Annotated in this window: 22 protein-coding genes; 12 read left to right on the forward strand and 10 right to left on the reverse strand. The window is 68.7% G+C overall.

Annotation, left to right across the window (positions count from 1 at the left end):
* Positions 1–227: 227 nt before the first annotated feature.
* Positions 228–521, reverse strand: a complete 294-nt coding sequence (locus D5S18_RS23735) for a WhiB family transcriptional regulator (protein ID WP_120043283.1) — start codon at positions 519–521, stop codon at positions 228–230.
* A gap of 597 nt (positions 522–1,118) precedes the next feature.
* Between D5S18_RS23735 and D5S18_RS23740 the strand changes: the two genes are divergently transcribed.
* The 3 genes from D5S18_RS23740 to D5S18_RS23750 all read left to right on the forward strand — a co-directional run bounded on the left by D5S18_RS23740 (position 1,119) and on the right by D5S18_RS23750 (position 3,933).
* The gene (locus tag D5S18_RS23740) at positions 1,119–2,069 is read left to right on the forward strand and encodes a hypothetical protein (protein WP_120043284.1); all 951 of its coding nucleotides are present in this window, start codon (positions 1,119–1,121) and stop codon (positions 2,067–2,069) included.
* Between the two features lie 174 nt (positions 2,070–2,243).
* Positions 2,244–2,822 carry a sigma-70 family RNA polymerase sigma factor gene (locus tag D5S18_RS23745; RefSeq protein ID WP_120043285.1) on the forward strand — a complete coding sequence of 193 codons (579 nt, stop codon included), beginning with the start codon at positions 2,244–2,246 and terminating at the stop codon, positions 2,820–2,822.
* On the forward strand, positions 2,815–3,933 hold the full coding sequence (locus tag D5S18_RS23750; RefSeq protein WP_120043286.1) for an anti-sigma-D factor RsdA: 1,119 nt from the start codon (positions 2,815–2,817) through the stop codon (positions 3,931–3,933). Before D5S18_RS23745 ends, D5S18_RS23750 begins: the two co-directional genes overlap by 8 nt.
* Before the next feature lie 169 nt (positions 3,934–4,102).
* Here D5S18_RS23750 and D5S18_RS23755 read toward each other — a convergent pair whose 3' ends face one another.
* Positions 4,103–4,516, reverse strand: a complete 414-nt coding sequence (locus D5S18_RS23755; protein ID WP_120043287.1) for a DUF5319 domain-containing protein — start codon at positions 4,514–4,516, stop codon at positions 4,103–4,105.
* A 229-nt stretch (positions 4,517–4,745) separates the two neighbouring features.
* Here D5S18_RS23755 and guaB point away from each other — a divergent pair, with 229 nt between their 5' ends.
* Positions 4,746–6,290 carry an IMP dehydrogenase gene (gene guaB / locus D5S18_RS23760; protein WP_282434873.1) on the forward strand — a complete coding sequence of 515 codons (1,545 nt, stop codon included), beginning with the start codon at positions 4,746–4,748 and terminating at the stop codon, positions 6,288–6,290.
* A gap of 213 nt (positions 6,291–6,503) precedes the next feature.
* Complete coding sequence (locus D5S18_RS23765) at positions 6,504–7,664, forward strand: GuaB3 family IMP dehydrogenase-related protein (protein ID WP_120043289.1); 1,161 nt, start codon at positions 6,504–6,506, stop codon at positions 7,662–7,664.
* Between the two features lie 42 nt (positions 7,665–7,706).
* On the opposite strand, the gene D5S18_RS23770 is transcribed toward D5S18_RS23765, so the two are convergent.
* Complete coding sequence (locus D5S18_RS23770) at positions 7,707–8,507, reverse strand: alpha/beta fold hydrolase (RefSeq protein ID WP_120043484.1); 801 nt, start codon at positions 8,505–8,507, stop codon at positions 7,707–7,709.
* A 59-nt stretch (positions 8,508–8,566) separates the two neighbouring features.
* On the opposite strand from D5S18_RS23770, the gene guaA reads away from it, so the two are divergent.
* Entirely contained in the window at positions 8,567–10,144 is a 1,578-nt protein-coding gene (gene guaA, locus D5S18_RS23775; RefSeq protein WP_120043290.1) for a glutamine-hydrolyzing GMP synthase, read from the forward strand.
* Positions 10,145–10,204: 60 nt separating this feature from the next.
* Here guaA and D5S18_RS23780 read toward each other — a convergent pair whose 3' ends face one another.
* The 4 genes from D5S18_RS23780 to D5S18_RS23795 form a co-directional block, all read right to left on the reverse strand.
* Entirely contained in the window at positions 10,205–10,579 is a 375-nt protein-coding gene (locus D5S18_RS23780) for a type II toxin-antitoxin system VapC family toxin (protein ID WP_120043291.1), read from the reverse strand.
* A complete protein-coding gene (locus tag D5S18_RS23785; protein WP_120043292.1) occupies positions 10,579–10,824 on the reverse strand; it encodes a type II toxin-antitoxin system Phd/YefM family antitoxin in 246 nt (81 codons plus the stop codon). Before D5S18_RS23785 ends, D5S18_RS23780 begins: the two co-directional genes overlap by 1 nt.
* Before the next feature lie 85 nt (positions 10,825–10,909).
* Positions 10,910–11,119, reverse strand: a complete 210-nt coding sequence (locus D5S18_RS23790; protein ID WP_120043293.1) for a hypothetical protein — start codon at positions 11,117–11,119, stop codon at positions 10,910–10,912.
* Positions 11,109–12,689, reverse strand: coding sequence for a PspC domain-containing protein (locus D5S18_RS23795; RefSeq protein WP_120043485.1), 1,581 nt, complete (start codon positions 12,687–12,689; stop codon positions 11,109–11,111). The genes D5S18_RS23790 and D5S18_RS23795 overlap by 11 nt, the downstream gene beginning before the upstream one ends.
* A 182-nt stretch (positions 12,690–12,871) precedes the next feature.
* Here D5S18_RS23795 and D5S18_RS23800 point away from each other — a divergent pair, with 182 nt between their 5' ends.
* Positions 12,872–14,272 carry an ATP-binding protein gene (locus D5S18_RS23800; protein WP_120043294.1) on the forward strand — a complete coding sequence of 467 codons (1,401 nt, stop codon included), beginning with the start codon at positions 12,872–12,874 and terminating at the stop codon, positions 14,270–14,272.
* 158 nt (positions 14,273–14,430) lie between these two features.
* Positions 14,431–15,066, forward strand: coding sequence for a response regulator (locus D5S18_RS23805; RefSeq protein WP_120043486.1), 636 nt, complete (start codon positions 14,431–14,433; stop codon positions 15,064–15,066).
* Positions 15,067–15,098: 32 nt separating this feature from the next.
* On the opposite strand, the gene D5S18_RS23810 is transcribed toward D5S18_RS23805, so the two are convergent.
* Positions 15,099–16,217, reverse strand: coding sequence for a serine/threonine-protein kinase (locus D5S18_RS23810; protein ID WP_203236885.1), 1,119 nt, complete (start codon positions 16,215–16,217; stop codon positions 15,099–15,101).
* A gap of 340 nt (positions 16,218–16,557) precedes the next feature.
* Here D5S18_RS23810 and imuA' point away from each other — a divergent pair, with 340 nt between their 5' ends.
* From imuA' to D5S18_RS23830, 4 genes are all read left to right on the forward strand, one after another.
* Entirely contained in the window at positions 16,558–17,295 is a 738-nt protein-coding gene (gene imuA' / locus D5S18_RS23815; RefSeq protein WP_120043487.1) for a DnaE2-dependent mutagenesis accessory factor ImuA', read from the forward strand.
* A gap of 170 nt (positions 17,296–17,465) precedes the next feature.
* On the forward strand, positions 17,466–17,684 hold the full coding sequence (locus D5S18_RS34525) for a hypothetical protein (RefSeq protein WP_147404117.1): 219 nt from the start codon (positions 17,466–17,468) through the stop codon (positions 17,682–17,684).
* Between the two features lie 34 nt (positions 17,685–17,718).
* Complete coding sequence (locus D5S18_RS23825; RefSeq protein ID WP_239003964.1) at positions 17,719–19,299, forward strand: DNA polymerase Y family protein; 1,581 nt, start codon at positions 17,719–17,721, stop codon at positions 19,297–19,299.
* 71 nt (positions 19,300–19,370) lie between these two features.
* Positions 19,371–19,835, forward strand: a complete 465-nt coding sequence (locus tag D5S18_RS23830) for a tRNA (cytidine(34)-2'-O)-methyltransferase (RefSeq protein WP_120043296.1) — start codon at positions 19,371–19,373, stop codon at positions 19,833–19,835.
* Here the strand turns inward: D5S18_RS23830 and D5S18_RS23835 are convergent.
* Positions 19,832–20,059 carry a DUF167 domain-containing protein gene (locus D5S18_RS23835; protein WP_120043297.1) on the reverse strand — a complete coding sequence of 76 codons (228 nt, stop codon included), beginning with the start codon at positions 20,057–20,059 and terminating at the stop codon, positions 19,832–19,834. The two genes, D5S18_RS23830 and D5S18_RS23835, sit on opposite strands and share 4 nt — an antisense overlap.
* The gene (locus D5S18_RS23840; RefSeq protein ID WP_239003965.1) at positions 20,019–20,978 is read right to left on the reverse strand and encodes a DUF4349 domain-containing protein; all 960 of its coding nucleotides are present in this window, start codon (positions 20,976–20,978) and stop codon (positions 20,019–20,021) included. The genes D5S18_RS23835 and D5S18_RS23840 overlap by 41 nt, the downstream gene beginning before the upstream one ends.
* Positions 20,979–21,009 lie beyond the last annotated feature (31 nt).

A 21,009-nucleotide genomic window follows, 5' to 3' on the forward strand; every position in this document is an offset into this window, starting at 1 on the left:
CACACCGTGACACGCCGATGCCTTCGGTGAAACGCCGAACCGGTGGTTCGGGTGACTCCGACGGAGTCGCGAGTAGGCGAATCGGTGGTAACCGCAGCGGCCTACCTCGGGGGCGAATCGAGAGCCGTGCGATGCCGGTCGTTAGCCGGCTGGTTGTCGGTCAAGGTTTGTTCGCCTGGAATTCGGTGCGCGCAGGCGTTCGGATGGGAAGGCATTGCCGTTTGCTATCAGACGGTCATCCTGCGGCGGTTGCGGCGGGCATGCATCTCGCGTTCGGTCTCGGACATGCCGCCCCAAATACCGTAGGGCTCGCTGACTTTGAGGGCATGACTGCGGCACTGCATGAGCACCGGGCAGTTGCGGCAGATCTCCTTGGCGCGCATCTCGCGTGCGGTGCGAGCCCGGCCACGCTCACCGTCGGGGTGAAAGAACACCGACGATTCCTGCCCACGGCAGGATCCGCGCATCTGCCAATCCCAGACATCGGCGTTCGGCCCCGGCAGGTGGGTGGGCATGGGCATGGTGAACTCCTTTGGTGCGAGCTCGTCGGCATTGTCGAGCAGTTTTTCTGCAACGGTTGTGGGCCACTCGCCCGCGGGACGCGCCAGGGCCGTGCCCCGCCTCGTCCGTTGCGGTCGCTGCAATTTCGCGCGGCGCGGACCGTGGCGATGAGCTACGTTAGGTCCCGGCGTGAAATTACGTCAATAGTTCAGCGCAGTAGTTTTCCAAATCCTTGGCGACCAAATTTAACCTCGGAGCTGTTTACTTTTAGCATTGGTTCCGGCGATACTGTTCGGTTGACCAAGGGCCGATCGATCGGTCATGCGCTCATCAGGTGGACATTCTCGCAGGTGGTGACCACTTTTCGTCCGGAAGTCGCAGAGTGTTGACCCGGCGGTATCGCACCGTCACCGCTCGGGTCGACGGTCCGGCGTGCGGTGCTCGGGTGGTTCCAGATGGCGGAATCGGGGCGCGCAGGTTAATTGCACGAGACGCGACCGAATTTGTCCTCCGGGTTGATCCGCATTGGCGTGACGATATTTACGCGATCGAAACATGGTGTGCGAGCTGAAAAGCTGATAGTTTGCGGCCACGCGCGGGCGGGATAGAGTTCGGCGGTGCTCGCGCCAGTTCCACCGACAGATTCGCCGCGCTCCGGCTTCGTCGCGGCCGCCTTCGGACCCGATCCGGGTCGCGCCGCTACCGAGTTGCCCGAACCCGCCGACGCTCTCGATTCCTGGTACGGCGCAGTAATTCTCGGCGGCCAGGGCAGATATGCGGCGGCCCGCGCGCTGCTGCGCGAAATTCCGCGCCGCAGTGCCGATCCGGTCCTCGGATCGCTCGCCGCGGCCACCGAGGGGTCGCTGCTGCGCCAACTCGGTTGGCACGCGCGCGCGGCGGCCCACGACGGCCGTGCCGTCGCCCTGGTGCTACCCGCCCTCGCCCCGCTCCCACCCTGCCCGGTATCGAGCCCGCCGGTGCCGCAGGCGGATTCGCCGCTGCTCGAAGGTCCGCCGCCGAGCCATGCGGCACCGGATGCGCGCGACGCGCTCTGCGATGCTTTGACCGGCCTGGCCGCCGACGCTCTCGGCACCGGCCGCCTCGCGCTCGCCGCCCGCCTGCTGTACCGCACCCGCACCGCCATGTCCGCCGACCCGCACCGCTGGCGCGCCTGGATCCGCTGGCACTGGGTCTGCGCCGAAACCGCACTGGTCGGTGGACATTCCGCGCTCGAACACGCGCGCGCCGCCGTCGCGCTGGCCGAGCGCGCCCCCTCGACGCGGCACCTGATCAAATCCCGCCTCCTGCTCGCCGCGGCGTACGCGGCTGCGGGACAGCGCGATCCGGCCGCCCAACTGGCCGAGACCGTCGCGGCGCAATGCCGTGCGCATGAACTGCTTGCGCTGCGATGGGCCGCCGCCATGCTCCGCGCCGGACTCACCGACACCGAAACCCCGTCGCCCGCCGCCAGTGTCACCGCGACGGAGAATCCGGCCGAGGAAGCGGCGATCTGCGCCGACCTGATCGCCCGCAGGGGTGGCCGCCTGCGCCCCTTCGGCGCGAACTGACCGAGTCGCACCAGCGATGATCCCGAGGCCGCGCCGATCCCGATAGCGGGAAGGACACCATGTTGCCCGGTTCCCCGAGACCTATCGCTATTGTTAGACCCGTTCCGCCGATCCGGTGGAAGCACTGGTCATCACCGGCCGTGCCACTCTGTAACGCCAGGAAATTCTCTGACGATGACGCACACGGGCGAAGAGTTGGACCTCGCCGTCGCTGCCGCTGCGCAGGGCGACAGATCCGCTTTAGCTCAGGTACTCGAGATGATCCGTCCGCTGGTGGTGCGTTACTGCCGCGCTCGGATCGGTTCCGCGGAGCGTGGGCAGCTCTCCGCGGATGACGTTGCGCAGGAGGTTTGTCTGGCCGTGATGACAGCCCTGCCCCGGTATCAAGACCAGGGCAGACCATTCATGGCCTTCGTATACGGAATCGCTTCGCACAAAGTCGCCGACGCCCATCGCAATGCCGCCCGTAACAAGGCGGAGGCGATGGCCGAAGTACCAGATGTCATATCCACCGACCAGGGGCCGGAGCAGCGCGCTCTCGATTCGGAGACCAGCAGGCAGATGAACAAACTGCTGGCAACACTTCCGGAGAAGCATCGAGAGATCCTGATCCTGCGGCTGGTCATGGGTTTGTCAGCGGAAGAAACCGCGGTCGCCGTGGGCAGTACGGCGGGCGCTATACGAGTGGCTCAGCACAGGGCACTCGCGAAACTCAAGTCTCAAGTGGCGAGGGCAGGTGAAATGTATGGCTAGGGATGGCGAGCGCGGTCGGGGCGACTGGAAGGCGCGGCGTGGATCGCGGAACAGCGGTCCCTACGCCGAGTCATCCGGTGATACCGGGCCGGTCGATATCGCCGCGGTACGCCGCGACGACGCGCTCATCGATGCCATCTCCGGCGACGGGCCGGTGTCGACCGACAGCGCGGAGGAGTATCAGCTCGCGACCCTGCTGGCCAGTTGGCGCGCGGAGCTGATAGCCGACCCGCTACCCAGTGCACCGGACCTCGATGCGATCGTCGCGGCGGTCAATCAGGAGATCGGCGCTCGACAGGTCAGAATGCACACGCACACCAGGGGAAACCTGCGGTTGTTGCGCCCGATCGCCGGGGCGGCGGCCGCGCTGGCCCTGGTCATCGGTGGTTTGACGGCCTTCTCCTACAGCGCGGGTCCCGGCGATCCGCTGTGGCGGGTCAAAGAGGTCGTGTTCAGCGAACAGGCGCAGAGCACGGTGGTGCAGCGGGCGGGCGACGATATGGCCGAGGCGCAGACCATGTTGGCGGGTGGCGCGGATCCGGATCAGATCCGGACCAAGCTGGATACCGCGCGACGCAATGCGACCCAGGTCAATGACTCCGCGAAACAGGACGAGCTGGCGCAGCGCTTCAACGCGCTGATCGACCAGTTGCGCAGGGTCTCCCCGGAGGCCGCCAGGCAGGTCCAGACGATCGCCACCACCGCGCCGCGGCCGGGCGGCGATCAGCAGCCGTCCACCGGTTCGTCGGGTTCCGGCACCGGGACCGGCACGACCAACCCCGGCACCGACGGCAATTCCGGGACAACTTCGGGTCAGCCGAGCACCACCGCGAGCGATACGGGCAATACGACGCCCGCCGAGCCGAGCACCGGCGGCAAGCCGTCCACCGGTCCGACCTCGGGCAGGCCGTCGAATCCGCCCACCACCCCGCCGCCGACCACCGGCAACGAGCCGAGCAGCGCCAACCCGCCGCCGACCGTCGTCGTGCCCACCACCGTGGCCTCGCCCACAGTGGTGGAGCCCACTACGGGCGGTCCGCCCCCGGTCAAGCCGAGCGTGAGTGTGAGTTCGGGCACCGGCGGCAGCGTGGGAAAGCATTCGGGCAACTAGATTTCCGGCCGCAGACAGAAACCGATCGTCGAATGACGGTCGGTTTTTTGTCTTCGCCGGGTACCGAGTGCGTGGGTGGGTACCGGTGAAAAGCGACGCCGAAGGCAAAGGTCGTGACGCGCACGACATTTCGTGAGGTGGCAGACCGACCGCGTGAGCGGGATCCGGCTCAGCTGTCGAATCCGTCGAATCCGTCGCCGTGGAAAGCCTCGTTCATCGAGGCATCCGCGTAGCCGCGACAGTAGTCCCAAGTGACGTACGCCTCGGGCGTCGGGTCGTAGGCGGGTTCGTGCGGGCGCACCGTGCCATCGACCAGGAGTTGAAGGAGGTTGGCGCGCAACATATCCCAGTCGTGGTAGTGATCCTGGTGGCAGTCCTCGCAGCTGACCACCAGACCGCGGATACCGCGATGGGCCAATAGCGCCTCGTACACCGCCAGATCGGCGAGATCCTCCTCGACCGCGAGGCGCTCGTGGGGATCCAGCGGCTCGCCGGGCTCGATGGCATCGAGCGCGGCGGACGGGTCGGAGGGGTCTCCGGCGAACGGATCCGGCGGCAAGCCAGGTGGTAGATGGTCACGCACATCCCCACGGTACGCAGAACAGGGTGGTCTGCGCCAGCGATGCGGGCTGCCAGTTTCGGTGGTGGCCTCACTTGTTCGCGTGATTTGCCGGACAGATACCATAGGGGACAGGCGCAGGCGAGTACCCGACATTCTTCGCCCGGCCTCCACCGTCCATTCCAGCTGCTGTCCGCCACGCCGGATCGAACCGGCGTCAGTGCCTTTCACGTTCCAGGAGGGGTCGATCCGAATGAGTAATCCCGTAACGGGCGAACGAATCGAAGTCCGCCCTCGTACGGGTGGCGACGATCCGAACAAGATCGCCATGCTCGGCCTCACATTCGACGATGTGTTGTTGTTGCCCGCCGCCTCGGATCTCATCCCCAGTTCCGTGGAGACCTCGAGCCGGCTGAGCCGCGAGATCACGCTGCGCACCCCGCTGGTGAGTTCGGCCATGGACACCGTCACCGAGGCGCGCATGGCCATTTCCATGGCGCGCGCGGGCGGTATGGGCGTACTGCACCGCAACTTGGCCGCCGCCGATCAGGCCGCGCAGGTCGAGACGGTGAAGCGCTCCGAGGCCGGTATGGTCACCGATCCGGTCACCTGTCGCCCCAGCGATACTCTCGCCGAGGTGGATGCCATGTGCGCCCGCTTCCGCATCTCCGGCCTGCCCGTGGTGGACGAGACGGGCGCGCTGGTCGGCATCATCACCAACCGCGATATGCGCTTCGAGGTCGATCAGGATCGCCGCGTCGCCGACGTGATGACCAAGGCGCCGCTCATCACCGCGCAGGAAGGCGTCACCGCCGAGGCCGCGCTCGGCCTGCTGCGCCGCCACAAGGTGGAGAAGCTGCCCATCGTCGACGGCAACGGTCGGCTGCGCGGGCTCATCACGGTCAAGGACTTCGTCAAGACCGACCAGTACCCGCATGCCACCAAGGACCGCGACGGCCGCCTGCTGGTCGGCGCCGCGGTCGGCGTCGGTGAGGACGCCTGGTCGCGCGCGATGACGCTGGCCGACGCCGGGGTCGACGTGCTGGTGGTCGACACCGCGCACGGACACCAGGCGGGCGTGCTCCAGATGGTCGCCAAGGTAAAGGCCGAGGTCGGCGACCGCATCCAGATCATCGGCGGCAATGTCGCCACCCGCGCGGGCGCGCTCGCGCTGGTCGAGGCGGGCGCGGACGCGGTCAAGGTCGGCGTCGGCCCCGGCTCCATCTGCACCACCCGCGTGGTCGCGGGCGTCGGCGCGCCGCAGATCACCGCGATCCTCGAGGCCGTGGCCGTGTGCGGCCCGCACGGTGTCCCGGTCATCGCCGATGGCGGCATCCAGTTCTCCGGTGATATCGCCAAGGCCATCGCGGCGGGCGCGTCCACCGTCATGCTCGGCTCGCTGCTGGCGGGCACCGCCGAATCGCCCGGCGAGCTGATCCTGGTCGGCGGCAAGCAGTTCAAGAGCTACCGGGGCATGGGTTCGCTCGGCGCGATGCAGGGCCGGGGCCAGGGCAAGTCCTACTCCAAGGACCGCTACTTCCAGGACGACGTACTCGCCGAGGACAAGCTGGTCCCCGAGGGCATCGAGGGGCGGGTGCCGTTCCGCGGCCCGGTCAACCAGGTGATCCACCAGTTGGTCGGCGGTCTGCGCGCGGCCATGGGCTACACCGGTTCCCAGACGATCGCCGACCTGCAGCAGAAGCAGTTCGTGCAGATCACCGCCGCCGGTCTCAAGGAGAGCCACCCGCACGACATCACCATGACCGTCGAGGCGCCGAACTACACTGGTCGCGGCTAGCCCGCTTGACGGCGATGTACTGGACTTAGCGGTCCGTGCATGATGAGACCTGTTCGCGGGTAGCCCGCCTGTCGGTGGCTCGCTCATGTCCGAGGACATGGTCGAGAGCGGGGCCGCGCCCGTCGCGAGTGCGTCGTCGGCGCGCGCCCGGAAGCCGGGCCGCCGCGAATGCCGTGCCAACACGGCGAATCGACAATATTAAGGAGAACAAGCGTGCGCGACATGGTCGAGATCGGCATGGGCCGGACCGCCCGGCGTACCTATGAGCTGGACGATATCGATATCGTGCCGTCGCGGCGGACGCGGTCGTCCAAGCAGGTATCGCTGTCCTGGCAGCTCGACGCCTACCGGTTCGAGATCCCGTTCCTGACCCATCCCACCGACGCGCTGGTCTCGCCCGAATTCGCCATCCAACTCGGCAGGCTCGGCGGACTCGGCGTCATCAACGGTGAGGGACTGTGGGCTCGGCATACCGATGTCGCCGCCAAGATCGACCAGATCGTCGAACTCGTCGACAAGGGCAGCTACGAGCGGGCCATCGCGCTGCTGCAGGAATTGCACGCCGCCCCGATGCAGCCGGATCTGCTGGCCGCCGCGGTCGCGCAGGTGCGGGCCGCGGGGGTGACGGTGGCGGTGCGGGTCAGCCCGCAGAACGCCCGTGCGCTCACCCCGGCCCTGGTGCAGGCCGGAATCGACCTGCTCGTGGTGCACGGCACCATCATCTCCGCCGAACATGTCGGCGACGGCGAACCGCTCAACCTCAAGACCTTCATCGCCGACCTCGATGTCCCGGTCGTCGCGGGCGGCGTCAGCGACCACCGCACCGCCCTGCACCTGATGCGGACCGGCGCGGCGGGCGTCATCGTCGGCTACGGTTCGACCCCCGGCGCGACCACGACCGGCGAGGTGCTCGGCATCGGCGTCCCGATGGCCACCGCCATCGCCGACGCGGCCGCCGCGCGCCGCGACTACCTCGACGAGACCGGCGGACGCTACGTGCACGTCATCGCCGACGGTCAGATCGCGAACTCCGGTCAACTGGCCAAGGCCATCGCCTGCGGTGCGGATGCGGCCATGCTCGGCTATCCGCTGGCAGTCGCCGCCGAGGCCCCCGGTCGCGGCTGGTACTGGCCCTCGGCAGCCGCTCACCCGTCGGTGCCGCGCGGTGCGCTGCTCCCGGTGGACGACGGCTGGCTCGACGACGCCGAGTCCGGTGAGTTCGTGCGACCCAGCCTGGAGCGGGTGCTCTACGGCCCCTCCGACGATCCGTTCGGCTCGCTGAATCTGGTTGGCGGCCTGCGTCGTTCGATGGCCAAGGCGGGCTACTCCGATCTCAAGGAGTTCCAGAAGGTCGGGCTCAGCGTTCGCGCTTGATCTGACACCGCGCTTCGCGCTCGGTATGACACCGTGCGTGATTCACGGTGTCTGTGCGGGAGGGGTTGTCGCGCGTAGAAATTGCTGGATGGCGTGATTCACCGGCCCCGAATGGGTCATGGTGACGGCCAGGCGCGCGCCCGCGATCTCCAGATAGGTGGAGCCGTTGATGCCGCGCGCCAACTGGGTGGCGCGTTCGCGGGCGATCCCGCTCTCGGTGGCATGGATAACCAGTGCGGGACAGGCGATATCGACCAGCCGATGCAGCACCGAGTCGCGGCCGAGCAGACAGCCCGCCGCCACCTCGATACCCTCGCGGTCGCGCACCAGCCACCGTTCGGTCCACGGCGCGCGATGACATTCCTCCTCGCCGATCAACCAGGACGCGAGCCGGCTCACCGCGTTCAGGCGCGAGTGCGTGTCGAAGAATTCGTCGAGGAATTCGTGTGTGGCCGAGGACTGTTCGGGTGTGGGGCCGTGCGCCTCGGTGCTGATCAGGATGAGCGCCGCGACCCGCTCCGGTGCCAGCAACGCCGTGCGCAGCGCCGTGAATCCGCCCTGCGCGGTGCCGCCGACCACCGCGGAGCGCACGCCGAGATGGTCGAGGATGGTCAGCGCGTCGCGGGCCGCGGTCCAGTAGGTGAAGGGCAAACCCTGATCGGTGGTGCGGCCGTGGCCGCGCGCATCCCAGGCCACGACCCGGAATTCCGGTGCCAGCGCGGCCATTTGGGATGCGAACATGGTCCGGTCCATGAAGAATTCATGTGCCAGCAGCACCACCGGCCCGTCGCCTCCGCTGTCCTCGTAGTGGATGTCGGCGTCGATCGCGCGGGCGAATGGCACGAGCAAGAGAATAACGAGCGTACGGGGGTGCGCGGAGCGAATCAGCGGCTCACTAGACTGTGGCCGTGACAGAATCCCAGAGGCCCGTCCTTGTCGTCGACTACGGCGCGCAGTATGCCCAATTGATCGCCCGCCGGGTCCGTGAGTCGAGCGTGTACTCCGAGGTGATTCCGCACACCACCACCGTGGAGGAGATCGCCGAGCGTCGACCGGCCGCCATCATTCTCTCCGGTGGCCCCTCCAGCGTGTACGCCGAGGGCGCGCCCCAGTTGGACCCGCGCCTGTTCGACCTGGACATCCCGGTCTTCGGTATCTGCTACGGCTTCCAGGCGATGGCGCGGGCGCTGGGCGGCACCGTCACCCACACCGGCACCCGCGAGTTCGGTCGCACCGAATTCAGTGCCGACGGTGGCATGTTGCACGGTGGTCTGCCCGAGATCCAGCCGGTGTGGATGAGCCACGGCGACGCGGTCACCGACGCGCCCGCCGGTTTCGAGGTCACCGGCACCAGCGCGGGCGCCCCGGTCGCGGCGTTCGAGGATCGCGCGCGCAAGCTCGCCGGTGTGCAGTACCACCCCGAGGTGCTGCATTCGCCGCACGGTCAGCAGGTGCTGAGCCGATTCCTGCACGAGATGGCGGGGATCCCGGCCACCTGGACCGCGGCCAATATCGCCGATGCGCTGATCGCGAACGTGCGCGAACAGGTCGGCGCGGGTTATGCCATCTGCGCGCTGTCCGGCGGTGTCGATTCGGCGGTGGCCGCCGCCCTGGTGCAGCGCGCCATCGGCGACAGGCTGACCTGTGTGTTCGTCGATCACGGGCTGCTGCGGTCCGGGGAGCGCGAGCAGGTGCAGCAGGATTTCGTGGCCGCGACCGGCGCCCGGCTGGTCACCGTCGACGCGGTCGAGAAATTCCTCGGTGAACTGAAGGGCGTCACCGATCCGGAGGAGAAGCGCAAGATCATCGGGCGGGAGTTCATTCGCTCGTTCGAGGACGCGGTGGGCGAGGTCGTCGCCGGGCACGGCGGCGAGGTGACAGCGGCCAAGGTGGAGTTCCTGGTGCAGGGCACGCTGTACCCGGATGTCGTCGAATCCGGTGGCGGCGCGGGCACCGCCAATATCAAGAGTCACCACAATGTGGGCGGCCTGCCGGAGGATCTGGAATTCAAGCTGGTCGAGCCGCTGCGCCTGCTGTTCAAGGATGAGGTCCGCGCGGTCGGCCGCGAACTGGGTCTGCCGGAGGAGATCGTGGGCCGTCAGCCCTTCCCCGGTCCGGGTCTGGCCATCCGGATCGTCGGCGAGGTCACCGAGGAGCGTCTGGTCACGCTGCGCCAAGCCGATGCCATCGCCCGCGAGGAACTCACCGCCGCCGGTCTGGACAAGCAGATCTGGCAGTGCCCGGTGGTGCTGCTGGCCGATGTCCGCAGCGTCGGCGTCCAGGGCGATGGCCGCACCTACGGTCACCCTATCGTCCTGCGCCCGGTCTCCAGCGAAGACGCGATGACCGCCGACTGGACCCGCCTCCCCTACGAGGTCCTCGAACGCATCTCCACCCGCATCACCAACGAGGTCCCCGAGGTCAACCGCGTAGTCCTCGACGTAACGAGCAAGCCGCCGGGCACCATCGAGTGGGAGTGATCCCCACCCACACCCCGACCGCCCGCGCCAACCAGGCGCGGGCGGTCCGCGTTTCGGTGATCAGACACCCAACAGCGGTACGTCGTAGCGCGGAATCACAGAGTCGCGGGTGACCAGTCGCAGACCTTCGTGTTTGGCTTGGGCAATGAGGATGCGGTCGAAGGGATCGCGATGGATCAGCGGTAGGCGCGCCGCTTCTATCGCGTGGTTAGCCGTGATGGACAGGACATGGAACTCACTGTCGCGCACCAACTCCGGAAGATCAGCGGGGCCGTCGAGCTTGCCGAGGGCCTGTTTGATACCGACCTCCCAAACGGTGGCCGCGCTGATGTAGATCTCGGGTTCGATTTCGAGAATGGCGGCCAGATCTTCCGGCAGTGCGGGATCGTCGGCGAGCCACCACAGTACGACATGGGTATCGAGGAGCAGGCGCATCAGCGGCTGTAGAAGTCGTCGGCGATGGCGTCGTTGGTGGTTCGGGAGTCCCAGTCGGCATGTAGCAGGAGCCGCCCGCGCAGCGAACCGCGCCTGCTGCGCGCGGGTCTCGGATGCAGCGGGACCACCTTCGCGATGGGCGTGCCCGCCCGGCTGATGATGATCTCCTCACCGTGCTCGACCCGGTCGATGATCCGGGAGAGGTGGGTCTTCGCATCGTGGATGTTGAACTGTTCGGCTGCCACCTGACCTCCTTAGCTAAGAGGTTAGTCTACTCGAATGCGGCATGAGAATGGCCCGTCCGAAGACGGGCCATTCTGATATTCGGGGCTACCGCCTGCGTCGGGGGGTCAGGACGAGGATGCCGCCTACGACTATGGCGGTGAAGACGAGGATCCAGCCGATGGGGATGCCGCCGAAGGGGAGGGCGGCGGGGCCGATCAAGGCCCAGATGCTGACCAGTAGGGCGAGGACTCCGACTATGAGGAGCATGGCGGAGGGGCCGCCGGCCTTCTTGTTGTCGGTGCTGTTATCGGCCACGTTCCACCTCTGCGGTTCCGGTGCGGACATTGATGTTCAGATCGAGGACCGGATCGTTGGGCTTATTGGGGCCGGTGATCCCCGAAGGGCAGCGGGTCGTGTCGCCGACCCGGATAGTGCAGGTGGTGCGCACGGTCATGTTGTCGGGCACCAGGATTCGCGCCTCGCCCATCCGGACCGTGACATCGACGGTGCGGTTCTCGGTCAGCGCCAGTCGGCGCAGATCAAGGGTCCCCGTGCCGATGCTCATCTTGTAGTTGGACCGCAAATCGGCCATGGAAGTGGGCGCCCAGGCGTGCTCGCCGACCGCGTCGCTATTGAGCTCGAGCGGGCCGATGATCGAGGCCAGGATGACGAATCCGGCCAGCGGCGCGGTGAGCACGAGCAGTCCGTAGCCGCGTCGCAGGAAGGCGCCGAGCACCAAGCCGAGACCGATCACCGCCAAGGCGACCGCGCCGATCCGACCGGGTGTCATCCATTCGGCCCCGCCCGCCGCGACCGCGCCTGCCGCCGCGGCGGCGAGAATGGCAAGGCCGATCACCATCGGGGTCAGGCGGGAACGCGGACGCTTGACCGCCGCGGGTGGTGCGACGACGGTGCGCGTCGGCGTCGGATCCGGCAGATCCCAGGCGAGCGGAGCCACACCGAGCGGATCCCAGGACGGCGGGGTGGTCCGGGTCGGGGCGGCGGGGCCGCCGGAGAACGATCCGCCGGTTCGGGAGGCATCCTTGCCGCCCGTATCGGAGCGCGGGGCGTCGTTGCCGGGCGGCTCGGTGTCGTTCTGCACGGCGGCCGGGTCCGAGGCAGTGGGCGCGCCCGAGTCGACGGTTGTCGTCGAAAGGTGTTGTGCCGGTGCGTCACCCGTCGATTCGGGTTCGGCAGGCGCTTTTCCCCGGTCGGTGATGTTCTCGATATCCTTCGACAGCACCACCGTCGCGTCCTCGACCAGGGGGGTTGGCTCGACCGGATGTTCCGGGACGTAGGAATCGGGCAGCTTCGTGTAGGGCGAATACACCTCGGTGGGCGGAACGCCCGTCGCGAAGGCATCGCTCGCGCTCCGGTACGCGGTGGGGAAGACGGCCCCCGGATAACCGGTCGCATTGAGCCCACTGTCCATGGGCACGTCGAAGGCGGTGGTGCCGGGCGGCGGCTGCGGTGTGCGCAGATGCAGCATCCACCAGCTCGCGAGCAGCAGCGCCGTACTGATCAGCCCGGAGCCGCCGAAACCGATGCCGACCGGCCCCACCGTGCTGACCGCGATGGCCAACGCGACGACGAGCACCACGGTTTTGGTGGTCGATTGCGAACTGTGGCCTTTGCCGAGCAGCCCTTCGACGGCCGACACCCCGCCCGCCTCGGGCATCAGCAGCCAGGCCAGCAGGTAGAGCATGATGCCCGCCCCGCCGAAAATGGTCGCGACCACAAGGGCGACCCGCACCAGCACCGGATCGACGCCGTAGCGCTGACCGAATCCGGCCGCGACGCCCGCGATCGGACCCTGCCGCGGCAACCGGACGGGCCGCGTGTGCCACATCTGCTGGAGCTGATCGCCGAAGCTTGATTTCGTCATGGCATCAATGGTGGCGTCGGGCCGCATCGGGCCGCATCGGGGACATCCCTGAATTCACGCCCTGAACCGGCGAATGCGCACGATGCGCGGGAGTCGCTTCGGCTTGCGCCGGATTTGCCGATGTCGAATTCAGGGACATTCCCGATGGTTGACCGCGCCCGCCACATGCCAGGATCGAAGGTATGTATCCGTCTGCTCCCGTTTTCGAGACCAGGGGATTCGGCGCGGTTCGCGGCGGGTCCGCGACCGTCCCGCTGTACGCGCCGCAGCCGCAGTCGCCGCGTCTGTCACGGCGCTCGGGCGGCCGGGTGGTCGGTGGTGTCGCGGGCGGTCTGGCCGATCACCTCGGGGTCGACGTCTTCAAGGTGCGCATGGCCTTCGTGCTGCTGGCCGCGCTGACCGGCGCGGGCATCGTCGCCTATGGGCTGCTGTGGATCTTCACGCCGGGCGGTGAGGATCAGGCGCGGGCCTCGGGGGCGGAGCGGCGGCAGGCGATCGGGCTGGCCCTGCTCGGGCTGGGGCTCGCGGTGGCGGTCACCTGGGTGTTCAGCGGGTCCGCGGCCAATGTGATCGTGCCGATCGTGGTGGTCGCGGTCGGCGCGGCCCTGGTTTGGCGCGAATACGACGCCGAAGGCCCCAAGTCGCTGCTGGGTCTGCCCACCAAGCCCACGGTGGTGACCTGGTCGCGGATCATCGCGGGCACCACGCTGATCGTGGCCGGACTCGGCGTCATCGTGCTGGCCAGGATCGATCTGAGTTCGCTCGGTTCGGCGCTGATCGCGGTGGCCGTCACACTGGTCGGCGGCGGACTGCTGACGGTGCCGCTGTGGCTGCGCACGGTGCGGGCACTCAATGCCGAGCGCGCGGCCCGTATCCGCAATGAGGAGCGCGAGGAGATCGCCTCGCACCTGCACGATTCGGTTTTGCAGACCTTGGCGCTGATCCAGCGGCAGGCCCACGATCAGCAGGAGGTGGTCCGGTTGGCCCGCAGCCAGGAGCGCGAACTGCGGCGCTGGCTGTTCGAGGACACCGCTCCGGCGCAGTCCAGCCTGGCGGCGGCACTGCGCACCATCGCGGGCGAGGTGGAGGATCAGCACGGGGTGAAGGTGGCCCCGGTGACCGTCGGCGATGTGTCGATGGATACCGGGGATACCGGTTCCGGTCTGCCGAAGGAGCATTTCACCGCATTGCTCGGTGCGGCGCGGGAGGCGCTGGTGAACGCGGCCAAACACGCGGGCGTGCCGGAGATCGACCTGTTCGCCGAGGCCGAACCGCATCAGGTCGGCATTTTCGTACGCGATCGAGGCACCGGATTCGATATCTCCTCGGTTCCGCAGGACCGGCAGGGTTTGGCCAAATCCATTCGCGCGCGGATCGAACGGCGCGGTGGCACGGTGGAGATCCTGTCCACCCCCGGCCGCGGGACCGAGGTGCGAATCATCATGCCGCGCAGCGACTCCGGCGATGCGGCCGAACCGATCACCGAACCCGCCGCCGATCGGGTTTCGGCGAGCGCGTCCGCCGACGATGTTTCGGCGACGGCGCCCACGGTGCCGGTGCCGATTGTTCACCCGCAGGGGTGAGCGTCGAGTTCGATTGCGGCCGAACCCTTTCGGCCCTTGCCCGGAATTGTTTCCCGGCCCGCCCGATCGATGTGGTACCGATGGAGTGCCGAAAGCCCGCGGGCATTCGGCGCGTCAGGGTGGCGGTGCCGCCGACAGCTGAGGAGAAGTAGGTGACCGTGCGGGTCTTTCTCGTCGATGATCACGCCGTATTCCGTTCCGGGGTGCGCGCGGAGCTGAGCCGGGAGGCCGATATGGAGGTGGTCGGCGAGGCGGGCGGGGTGGCCGAGGCGATCGTCGGGATCAATGCGGCCAAACCGGATGTGGTGCTGCTCGATGTGCATATGCCCGACGGCGGCGGTGTCGCGGTGCTGTCCGGTATCGAGGAGGGGCCGGTGTGTTTGGCGCTGAGCGTGTCCGACGCGGCGGAGGATGTGATCGCGGTGATCAGGGCAGGCGCCAGAGGCTATGTAACCAAGACGATCTCGGGGGCGGAGTTGGCCGAGGGGATTCGGCGGGTTGCCGGCGGTGACGCGGTATTCAGTCCGCGGCTGGCCGGTTTTGTGCTCGACTCGTTCACCGGGCGCTCGCCGGTGCCGGAGCCGCCGCTGGATCCAGAACTGGATTCGCTGACCCCGCGCGAACTCGAGGTGTTGCGCCTGCTCGCCCGCGGCTACACCTATCGCGAGATCGCCGAGACGCTGTTCATCTCGGTGAAGACGGTGGAGACGCATGCGTCGAATGTGCTGCGAAAGACCCAGCAGTCGAATCGGAACGCGCTCACCCGATGGGCGCACCGTCGCCGCATCGACTGATGTTCACGCCGTCGCTGCGATTGATGTAGGCCCTACATCACGGCGAGGATGACCGCGATGATGATGACCAAACCGATCAGCAGGCCGATGGCGATGGCCAGCACCGCGCTGTTGGACTGTTTGGCGGCGGGTCGCTGCGGCGGCGCGACCGGACCGGGCTGCTGCGGGCGGTGCGGGCGCGGCAGCGGGATGGTGTGCGGGCTGCGCATACCGGGCGCGGAATTGCGGGCGGCCCAGGCGGGAATGGTGCCGTCCTCGGTGCGTACCGGCGCGCCGAGGATGTAGGGGCCGGTGCCGGGACCGAAGGCGGCGGTGAGGATTTCGTCCCTGGCCTCGGCCATGGTCGGTCGACGCTGCGGGGCCGGTTCCATCATGTGCAGCAGTACCGGGGTGAGCGCGCCACTGCGACTCGGCGCGATGATCTGGGCCATGGCCGCGCGCTGCACCAGCACCTGCGGATCCTCTTCCATGCCGAAGGGCGGGTGCCCCTCGATCGCGGTGTAAAGGGTTGCGCCGAGGGAGAATACGTCGCCCGCCCTGGTGGGTTGCGCACCGCGCGCCACCTCGGGGGGCAGGTAGGCGGGGGTTCCGGTGATGACGTCGTCGGGTTCCTCGGAGAGATCGCCCGCGCCGCGCGAGATGCCGAAGTCGCTGAGTTTGGCCATGCCGACGGCCGGGCCGCGGTCGGCGACGAGGATATTGCCCGGTTTGATATCGCGATGCACGATGCCCGCGGCGTGCGCGGCGGCGAGCGCGTCGGCGACCTGCGCGCCGATCTGCGCCACCTCGACCGGGGGCAGGGTATTCACCAGGGCCAGTGCCTTGGCGACGCTGCGCGAGGGCAGGTGCTCGATGACCAGCCAGGGTTCGCCCGCCTCGAGGACCACGTCGTAGACGGCGATGGCGTGGTCGTGGGAGAGTTTGGCCGCGACTCGGCCCTCGTGCATGATCTGGTCGCGGATCTCGCGCGCTTGCGCCTCGTCGAGTCCGGCGGTGGAGAGCACCTGTTTGATGGCGACGTCGCGATTGAGCAGCCGATCGTGCGCGAGCCAGACCGCGCCCATACCGCCGCCGCCGAGTTTGGATTCCAGGCGGTAGCGACCGGCCACCAGATAGTCGGGGCCGACGATGGGACGGGGGCGATCGATCATGCTGTGCAGGGTAGCCGAATTCGGTGGTAGCTGACCCGATTCGGGTCGCCCGCGCGCTGGTCGGAGCGCGGGTATTTCACACTTGCGCCGTTCGGCGGTTTTCCCGTGTGAGGACATGCTCGGCGGATTTCGGGGGTGGGTTTCCGACCGCTCGGTATCGAACGTATATTCGAGACGGATCGATAGCTGGATAGGTGCTGGTTCTCCGGGTGTGAGCCGGGGAGGTGGGCCGCACCGCACGCTTCGCCGCGCAGTCCATCGTGGGAAGTAGGTGGTAGGGATGGGTGCCGACGCAGAATCGGCCGCGCCGATGGGTGTTGGCGCAGAATCGGCCGCGCCGATGGGTGTTGTTGCGGAATCGGCCGGGCCGACGCTGGATGAGCTGCGGCGCAGGATGGCGGCGATACCCGGTCGCGGCGAATCGCGGTCGGCCGCCGCGCCGTCGGAGCGGGAATCGGGCCGTGCGGTTCTGTCTACCCCCCTAGCTATTGCTGAGCTGTTGCCAGAAGGTGGATTGCGTAAGGGGGATGTGGTCGAGTACACGGGGGCGAGTTCGCTACTGGCCGGGTTGGTGGCCGCGGTGACCGCATCGGGCGGACATGCCGCGCTGGTCGGCGTGCCCGGGCTCGGGCTGCTCGCCGCCGCGGAGATGGGCGCCCGCCTGGAGCGGCTGGCGGTGGTCGCCGATCCGGGACCGGATCCGGTGGAGGTGGCCGCGGTGTTGCTCGACGGCCTCGACCTGATCGTCCTCGGCCTCGGCGGTGCGGCCGTGCCACCCGCGCGCTGCCGGGTCATCGCGGCCAGAGCCCGCGCCAAGGGGGCAACCCTGGTGGTCACGGACGGCCGCTGGACTCATCCGTCGCTGCGGCTCGAGGCGGATATCGCCGGATACGGGGGACTGGGGGCCGGATCGGGACGACTGCGCTCGGTCGCACTCGCCGTCGCGGTGCGCGATCGCGCGGGGCCACCGCGGCGCGGCCGAATCGAATTGCGCCCCACCGCGGGTCGCATCGAATGGGTGCGGTCGCGAGATTCCGCGACCGGAGCGGCCGAGGCGGCGGATGTCGCGGCCTGCTGAATCGCCGGTCGGGTCGATGGCTGTGCGGTGGGTGACGCGGTTCGGTGCGCCTTCGATATCACGTCGCGGGAGGGCGCCGGAGTACGGCGAGGTCGCGGGATCGGCGCGGGAATCGGCTCGGGTCAGGAGCCGGAAGATCGTCGGCGGCGGCTCGAATTGGCCTCCGCGAGGTGTTCCAGATTGTGCCGTTGGTCGCGTCGATCGGGATTGTCGCGGTGCGCGTCGGCGGCGGCCTCGGCGCGGGGAACGAGAGAGCGGCCTCGGTCCAGGTTCGCCTCGGCGATGTGATCGAGATGGTGGCGCTCGCCGCGGCGTGCCGGATGCCGCCGATTTTCGGTGTCTGTGTGCACGGTCGTCGATCTTATTGCGGGGGAGTGGTTTTGATGTAGATATCCCGGAGGGTTCGAGTGTCGGGCGGATGACGTGACGGCGTCGCCCGCCCGCGCGGCGCGGATATTGGCGCTGTGGTGCCCCGACTGGTCGGCGGTCGCGGCGGCCGCCGCGGTGGGTGCGCCCGCGACGCGGCCGATGGCGGTGCTGGCGGCGAACCGGGTGCTCGAATGTTCGGCGCTCGCGCGCGCCGCCGGGGTGAGTGTCGGGCTGACCCGGCGCGAGGCGCAGTCCAGGTGCCCGGATCTGCTGACGGCGCAGGCGGATATCGACCGCGACGCGCGCCTGTTCGAACCGGTGGTCGCGGCCGTCGACGCCGCGGTGCCGGGAGTGGAGGTGCTGCGTCCCGGACTGCTGGTGCTGAACACGCGCGGCGCGGCCCGCTACTTCGGTTCGGAGGAGGCCGCGGCGCAACGGCTGGTGGACGCGGTGGCGGCGGTCGGGGTCGAGGCGCAGGTCGGCATTGCCGACACCCTGTCCACCGCGGTGCTCGCGGCGCGACACGCGGCGCTGGTGCCGCCGGGCCGCGGCGCGGCGTACCTGGCGCCGCTGCCGGTGCGCGAGTTGGCGGCCGAGCCGAGTCTGGCCGCGCCGGAACGGGCCGAACTGGTGGATCTGCTGTATCGCCTCGGTCTGCGCCGCATCGGCGATTTCGCCCGCCTCGCCCCCGCCGAGGTGTCCTCGCGCTTCGGTGCGGACGCGGCGCGGGCCCACCGCTGTGCCCGCGCGCTGCCGGAGCGCGGGGTGTCCGCGCGGGCGACACCACCGGAGTTGAGCGTGGAATACCGCTGCGATCCGCCGATCGCGCGGGTCGACGCCGCCGCCTTCGCGGGCAGGCTGCTCGCCACCGACCTGCACACTCGACTCGCCGCCGCCGCCGTGGCCTGCACCCGCCTCGCGGTGACCGCGAGAACCGAAGCGGGCGAAGAACTCTCGCGCATCTGGCGGTGTGCCGAACCGCTGACCCCCGAGGGCACCGCCGACCGGGTGCGCTGGCAATTGGACGGCTGGCTCACCCGACGCGCCGGACGGCCGAGCGCCCCGATCATCCTGCTGCGCCTCGAGCCGGTGGAGGTGGTGGCGGCGGGCGCGCTGCAACTGGGTCTGTGGGGTGGCCTCGGCGAGACCGATGAGCGGGCGCGCCGCGCGCTGATCCGGGTGCAGGGTCTGCTCGGCGGCGAGGCGGTGCGGATCGGTGTGCTCAGCGGCGGTCGCGGTCCCGCCGAACGCGTCACCATGGTCGCGCTCGGTGACGAACCCGTCCCGGATGCCGATCCCGATCTGCCGTGGCCGGGGCGGCTACCCGAACCGGCACCCGCCGTGATCATGGTGAACCGACCCGCCGTGGAGTTGACCGACGCCGCGGGCGCCGCGATCGGTGTCACCGACCGCGGTCTGTTCGACGCCGTGCCCGCGCGGCTGCGCTGGGGCAGCAAGGCATGGCCGCTCACCGGGTGGGCGGGTCCGTGGCCGGTCGACGAACGTTGGTGGTCCGCCGAATCCGCCCCCATGGCCCGCGCCCAGGTGCAGTTGGCCGCCGAACCCGCCGATGCCCGCGTCCTGCTGCTCGTCTTTCGCGCCGGGACCTGGCATGTGGAAGGCATCTATGCCTGAGTGGTTCGGCGCGTATTGTGTGGCCGCACCGCGGCCGAGACCCGAGGTATTCGACCGTGGATACTGGCCCGGTGTTCCACTTGATGTTTCATGAGCCTCGGATACCGCCGAATACCGGCAATGCGATCCGGCTGGTGGCGGGCGTGGGGTGTGAGCTGCACTTGATCGAGCCGTTGGGGTTCGAGCTGTCGGAGGCCAGGGTGCGGCGGGCCGGATTGGACTATCACGAGCTGGCCTCGGTGACGGTGCACGAGAGTTTGGCGGCGGCGTGGGAGCGGTTGCGGCCGGAGCGGGTGTTCGCGTTCACCACGCAGGGCCGCAAGCGGTATACCGATATCGCCTATAGGGAGGGGGATGTGCTGCTGTTCGGGACCGAGCCCACCGGCCTGCCCGAGCAGGTGCTCGCCGACCCGCACATCACCGACCAACTGCGCATTCCGATGCTGCCCGGTCGCCGCTCGATGAACCTGTCGAACGCGGCGGCGGTCACGGTCTATGAGGCATGGCGTCAGCTCGGCTTTCCAGGGGCCACCTAGTCGTCGATCTCGAAGCGTTTGAACCGGGAGGTCGCGCCCCCGGTCAACCGCACCGCGCTCTTGGCGACGCCGAAATGCGCGGCGAGCAGTTCGATCGCGGCCTTGTTGGCCTTGCCCTCGACGGCGGGCGCTCGCACATACAGTTGCAGCGTGCCGTCGTCGAGAAGCTCGACCAGTGGTCCTTTACGACTGTTCGGCTTGATTGTCGCCCGCACCGTCGGCACCCGCCGCTCCCGTCCCGGCCGCGACGGTTTCCGCGGCCGTATCCGGTGTCGATTGTCGCGAACCGCGTCCGCGCCGCACCTGCCGCACCCCGCGCACCACCGCCGTCACCAGTGCGGCGAGTATCGCGAAGAAGCCGAGCCACGGAATCGCCCTACCGGTGAAGACCACCGCGTCGCCGAGCCACCGCACCAGCGCGTGCCAACCGCCCACTACGCCGTCCAGGAAGCCTTCGGAACCGGAATCCTTTGCTTTGCCGGTGATTTGGATGGTGAGCGCGGACAGTGCGATCTCGTCGTCGAGATGTCTCTTCTGCGCGGTGAGGCTGTCGAGTTCGCCCTGTCGGCTCGACAGCGCGTTCTCGGCGGCGATGAGGTCGGCGGTGTTGGCGGCGGCGGTGATGAGTCCGCGCAGCCGGTCGACGGTGGCCTGCAGGGCGTGAATGCGGGCGTCGAGATCCTCCCAGCGCATGGTGACGTCATCGCGGTTGGTGCTGATCTTGGTGACCTTGCCGAGGTCGCCGAGTCCGGTGATGAATCGGTCGGTCTGGTCGGCGGGCACCCGCACGGTGAGGGTGGCCTTGGCGGGATCGTCGTCGGTGCCGGGTTGTTCGGTGCGCCCGTCGACCCGACCGCCGCCCGCACGCACCCGGTCGACGAGGCGGCCCGCCGCGTCGAGCGGATCGTCGGCGCGCAGGTTGACCGTGCCGGTGACGACCTCCTTGCGCGTCGCTGCGGGAGCGTCGCTGTTGAAGCTCTGTTTGCCGCGTGGGGCGGCGCCCTGGTCGAGGATGGCGGGAGCGGGCGCCACCGCCGAATTCGCCGGTTTCCCTTCGGATTCGGCGGGTGCGCTCGGCCCGCCGCAGCCCACGAGGATTGTCATACCCACCATGCCCGCGCACAGCGCCATCAGCTTCCGCATAGAACGCAGGGTATGGGGCGCGCGGCCGGAA

The organism is Nocardia panacis, from assembly GCF_003598715.1.
GTDB lineage: Bacteria > Actinomycetota > Actinomycetes > Mycobacteriales > Mycobacteriaceae > Nocardia > Nocardia panacis.

Excerpts from the sequence above, each read along its gene's own strand:
- D5S18_RS23735 (WP_120043283.1), bottom strand. The coding sequence starts at position 521 with ATGCCCATGCCCACCCACCTGCCGGGGCCGAACGCCGATGTCTGGGAT.
- D5S18_RS23745 (WP_120043285.1), top strand. The coding sequence starts at position 2,244 with ATGACGCACACGGGCGAAGAGTTGGACCTCGCCGTCGCTGCCGCTGCG.
- D5S18_RS23750 (WP_120043286.1), top strand. The coding sequence starts at position 2,815 with ATGGCTAGGGATGGCGAGCGCGGTCGGGGCGACTGGAAGGCGCGGCGT.
- guaB (WP_282434873.1), top strand. The coding sequence starts at position 4,746 with ATGAGTAATCCCGTAACGGGCGAACGAATCGAAGTCCGCCCTCGTACG.
- D5S18_RS23780 (WP_120043291.1), bottom strand. The coding sequence starts at position 10,579 with ATGCGCCTGCTCCTCGATACCCATGTCGTACTGTGGTGGCTCGCCGAC.
- D5S18_RS23795 (WP_120043485.1), bottom strand. The coding sequence starts at position 12,689 with ATGACGAAATCAAGCTTCGGCGATCAGCTCCAGCAGATGTGGCACACG.
- D5S18_RS23800 (WP_120043294.1), top strand. The coding sequence starts at position 12,872 with ATGTATCCGTCTGCTCCCGTTTTCGAGACCAGGGGATTCGGCGCGGTT.
- D5S18_RS23810 (WP_203236885.1), bottom strand. The coding sequence starts at position 16,217 with ATGATCGATCGCCCCCGTCCCATCGTCGGCCCCGACTATCTGGTGGCC.
- imuA' (WP_120043487.1), top strand. The coding sequence starts at position 16,558 with ATGGGTGTTGTTGCGGAATCGGCCGGGCCGACGCTGGATGAGCTGCGG.
- D5S18_RS23840 (WP_239003965.1), bottom strand. The coding sequence starts at position 20,978 with ATGCGGAAGCTGATGGCGCTGTGCGCGGGCATGGTGGGTATGACAATC.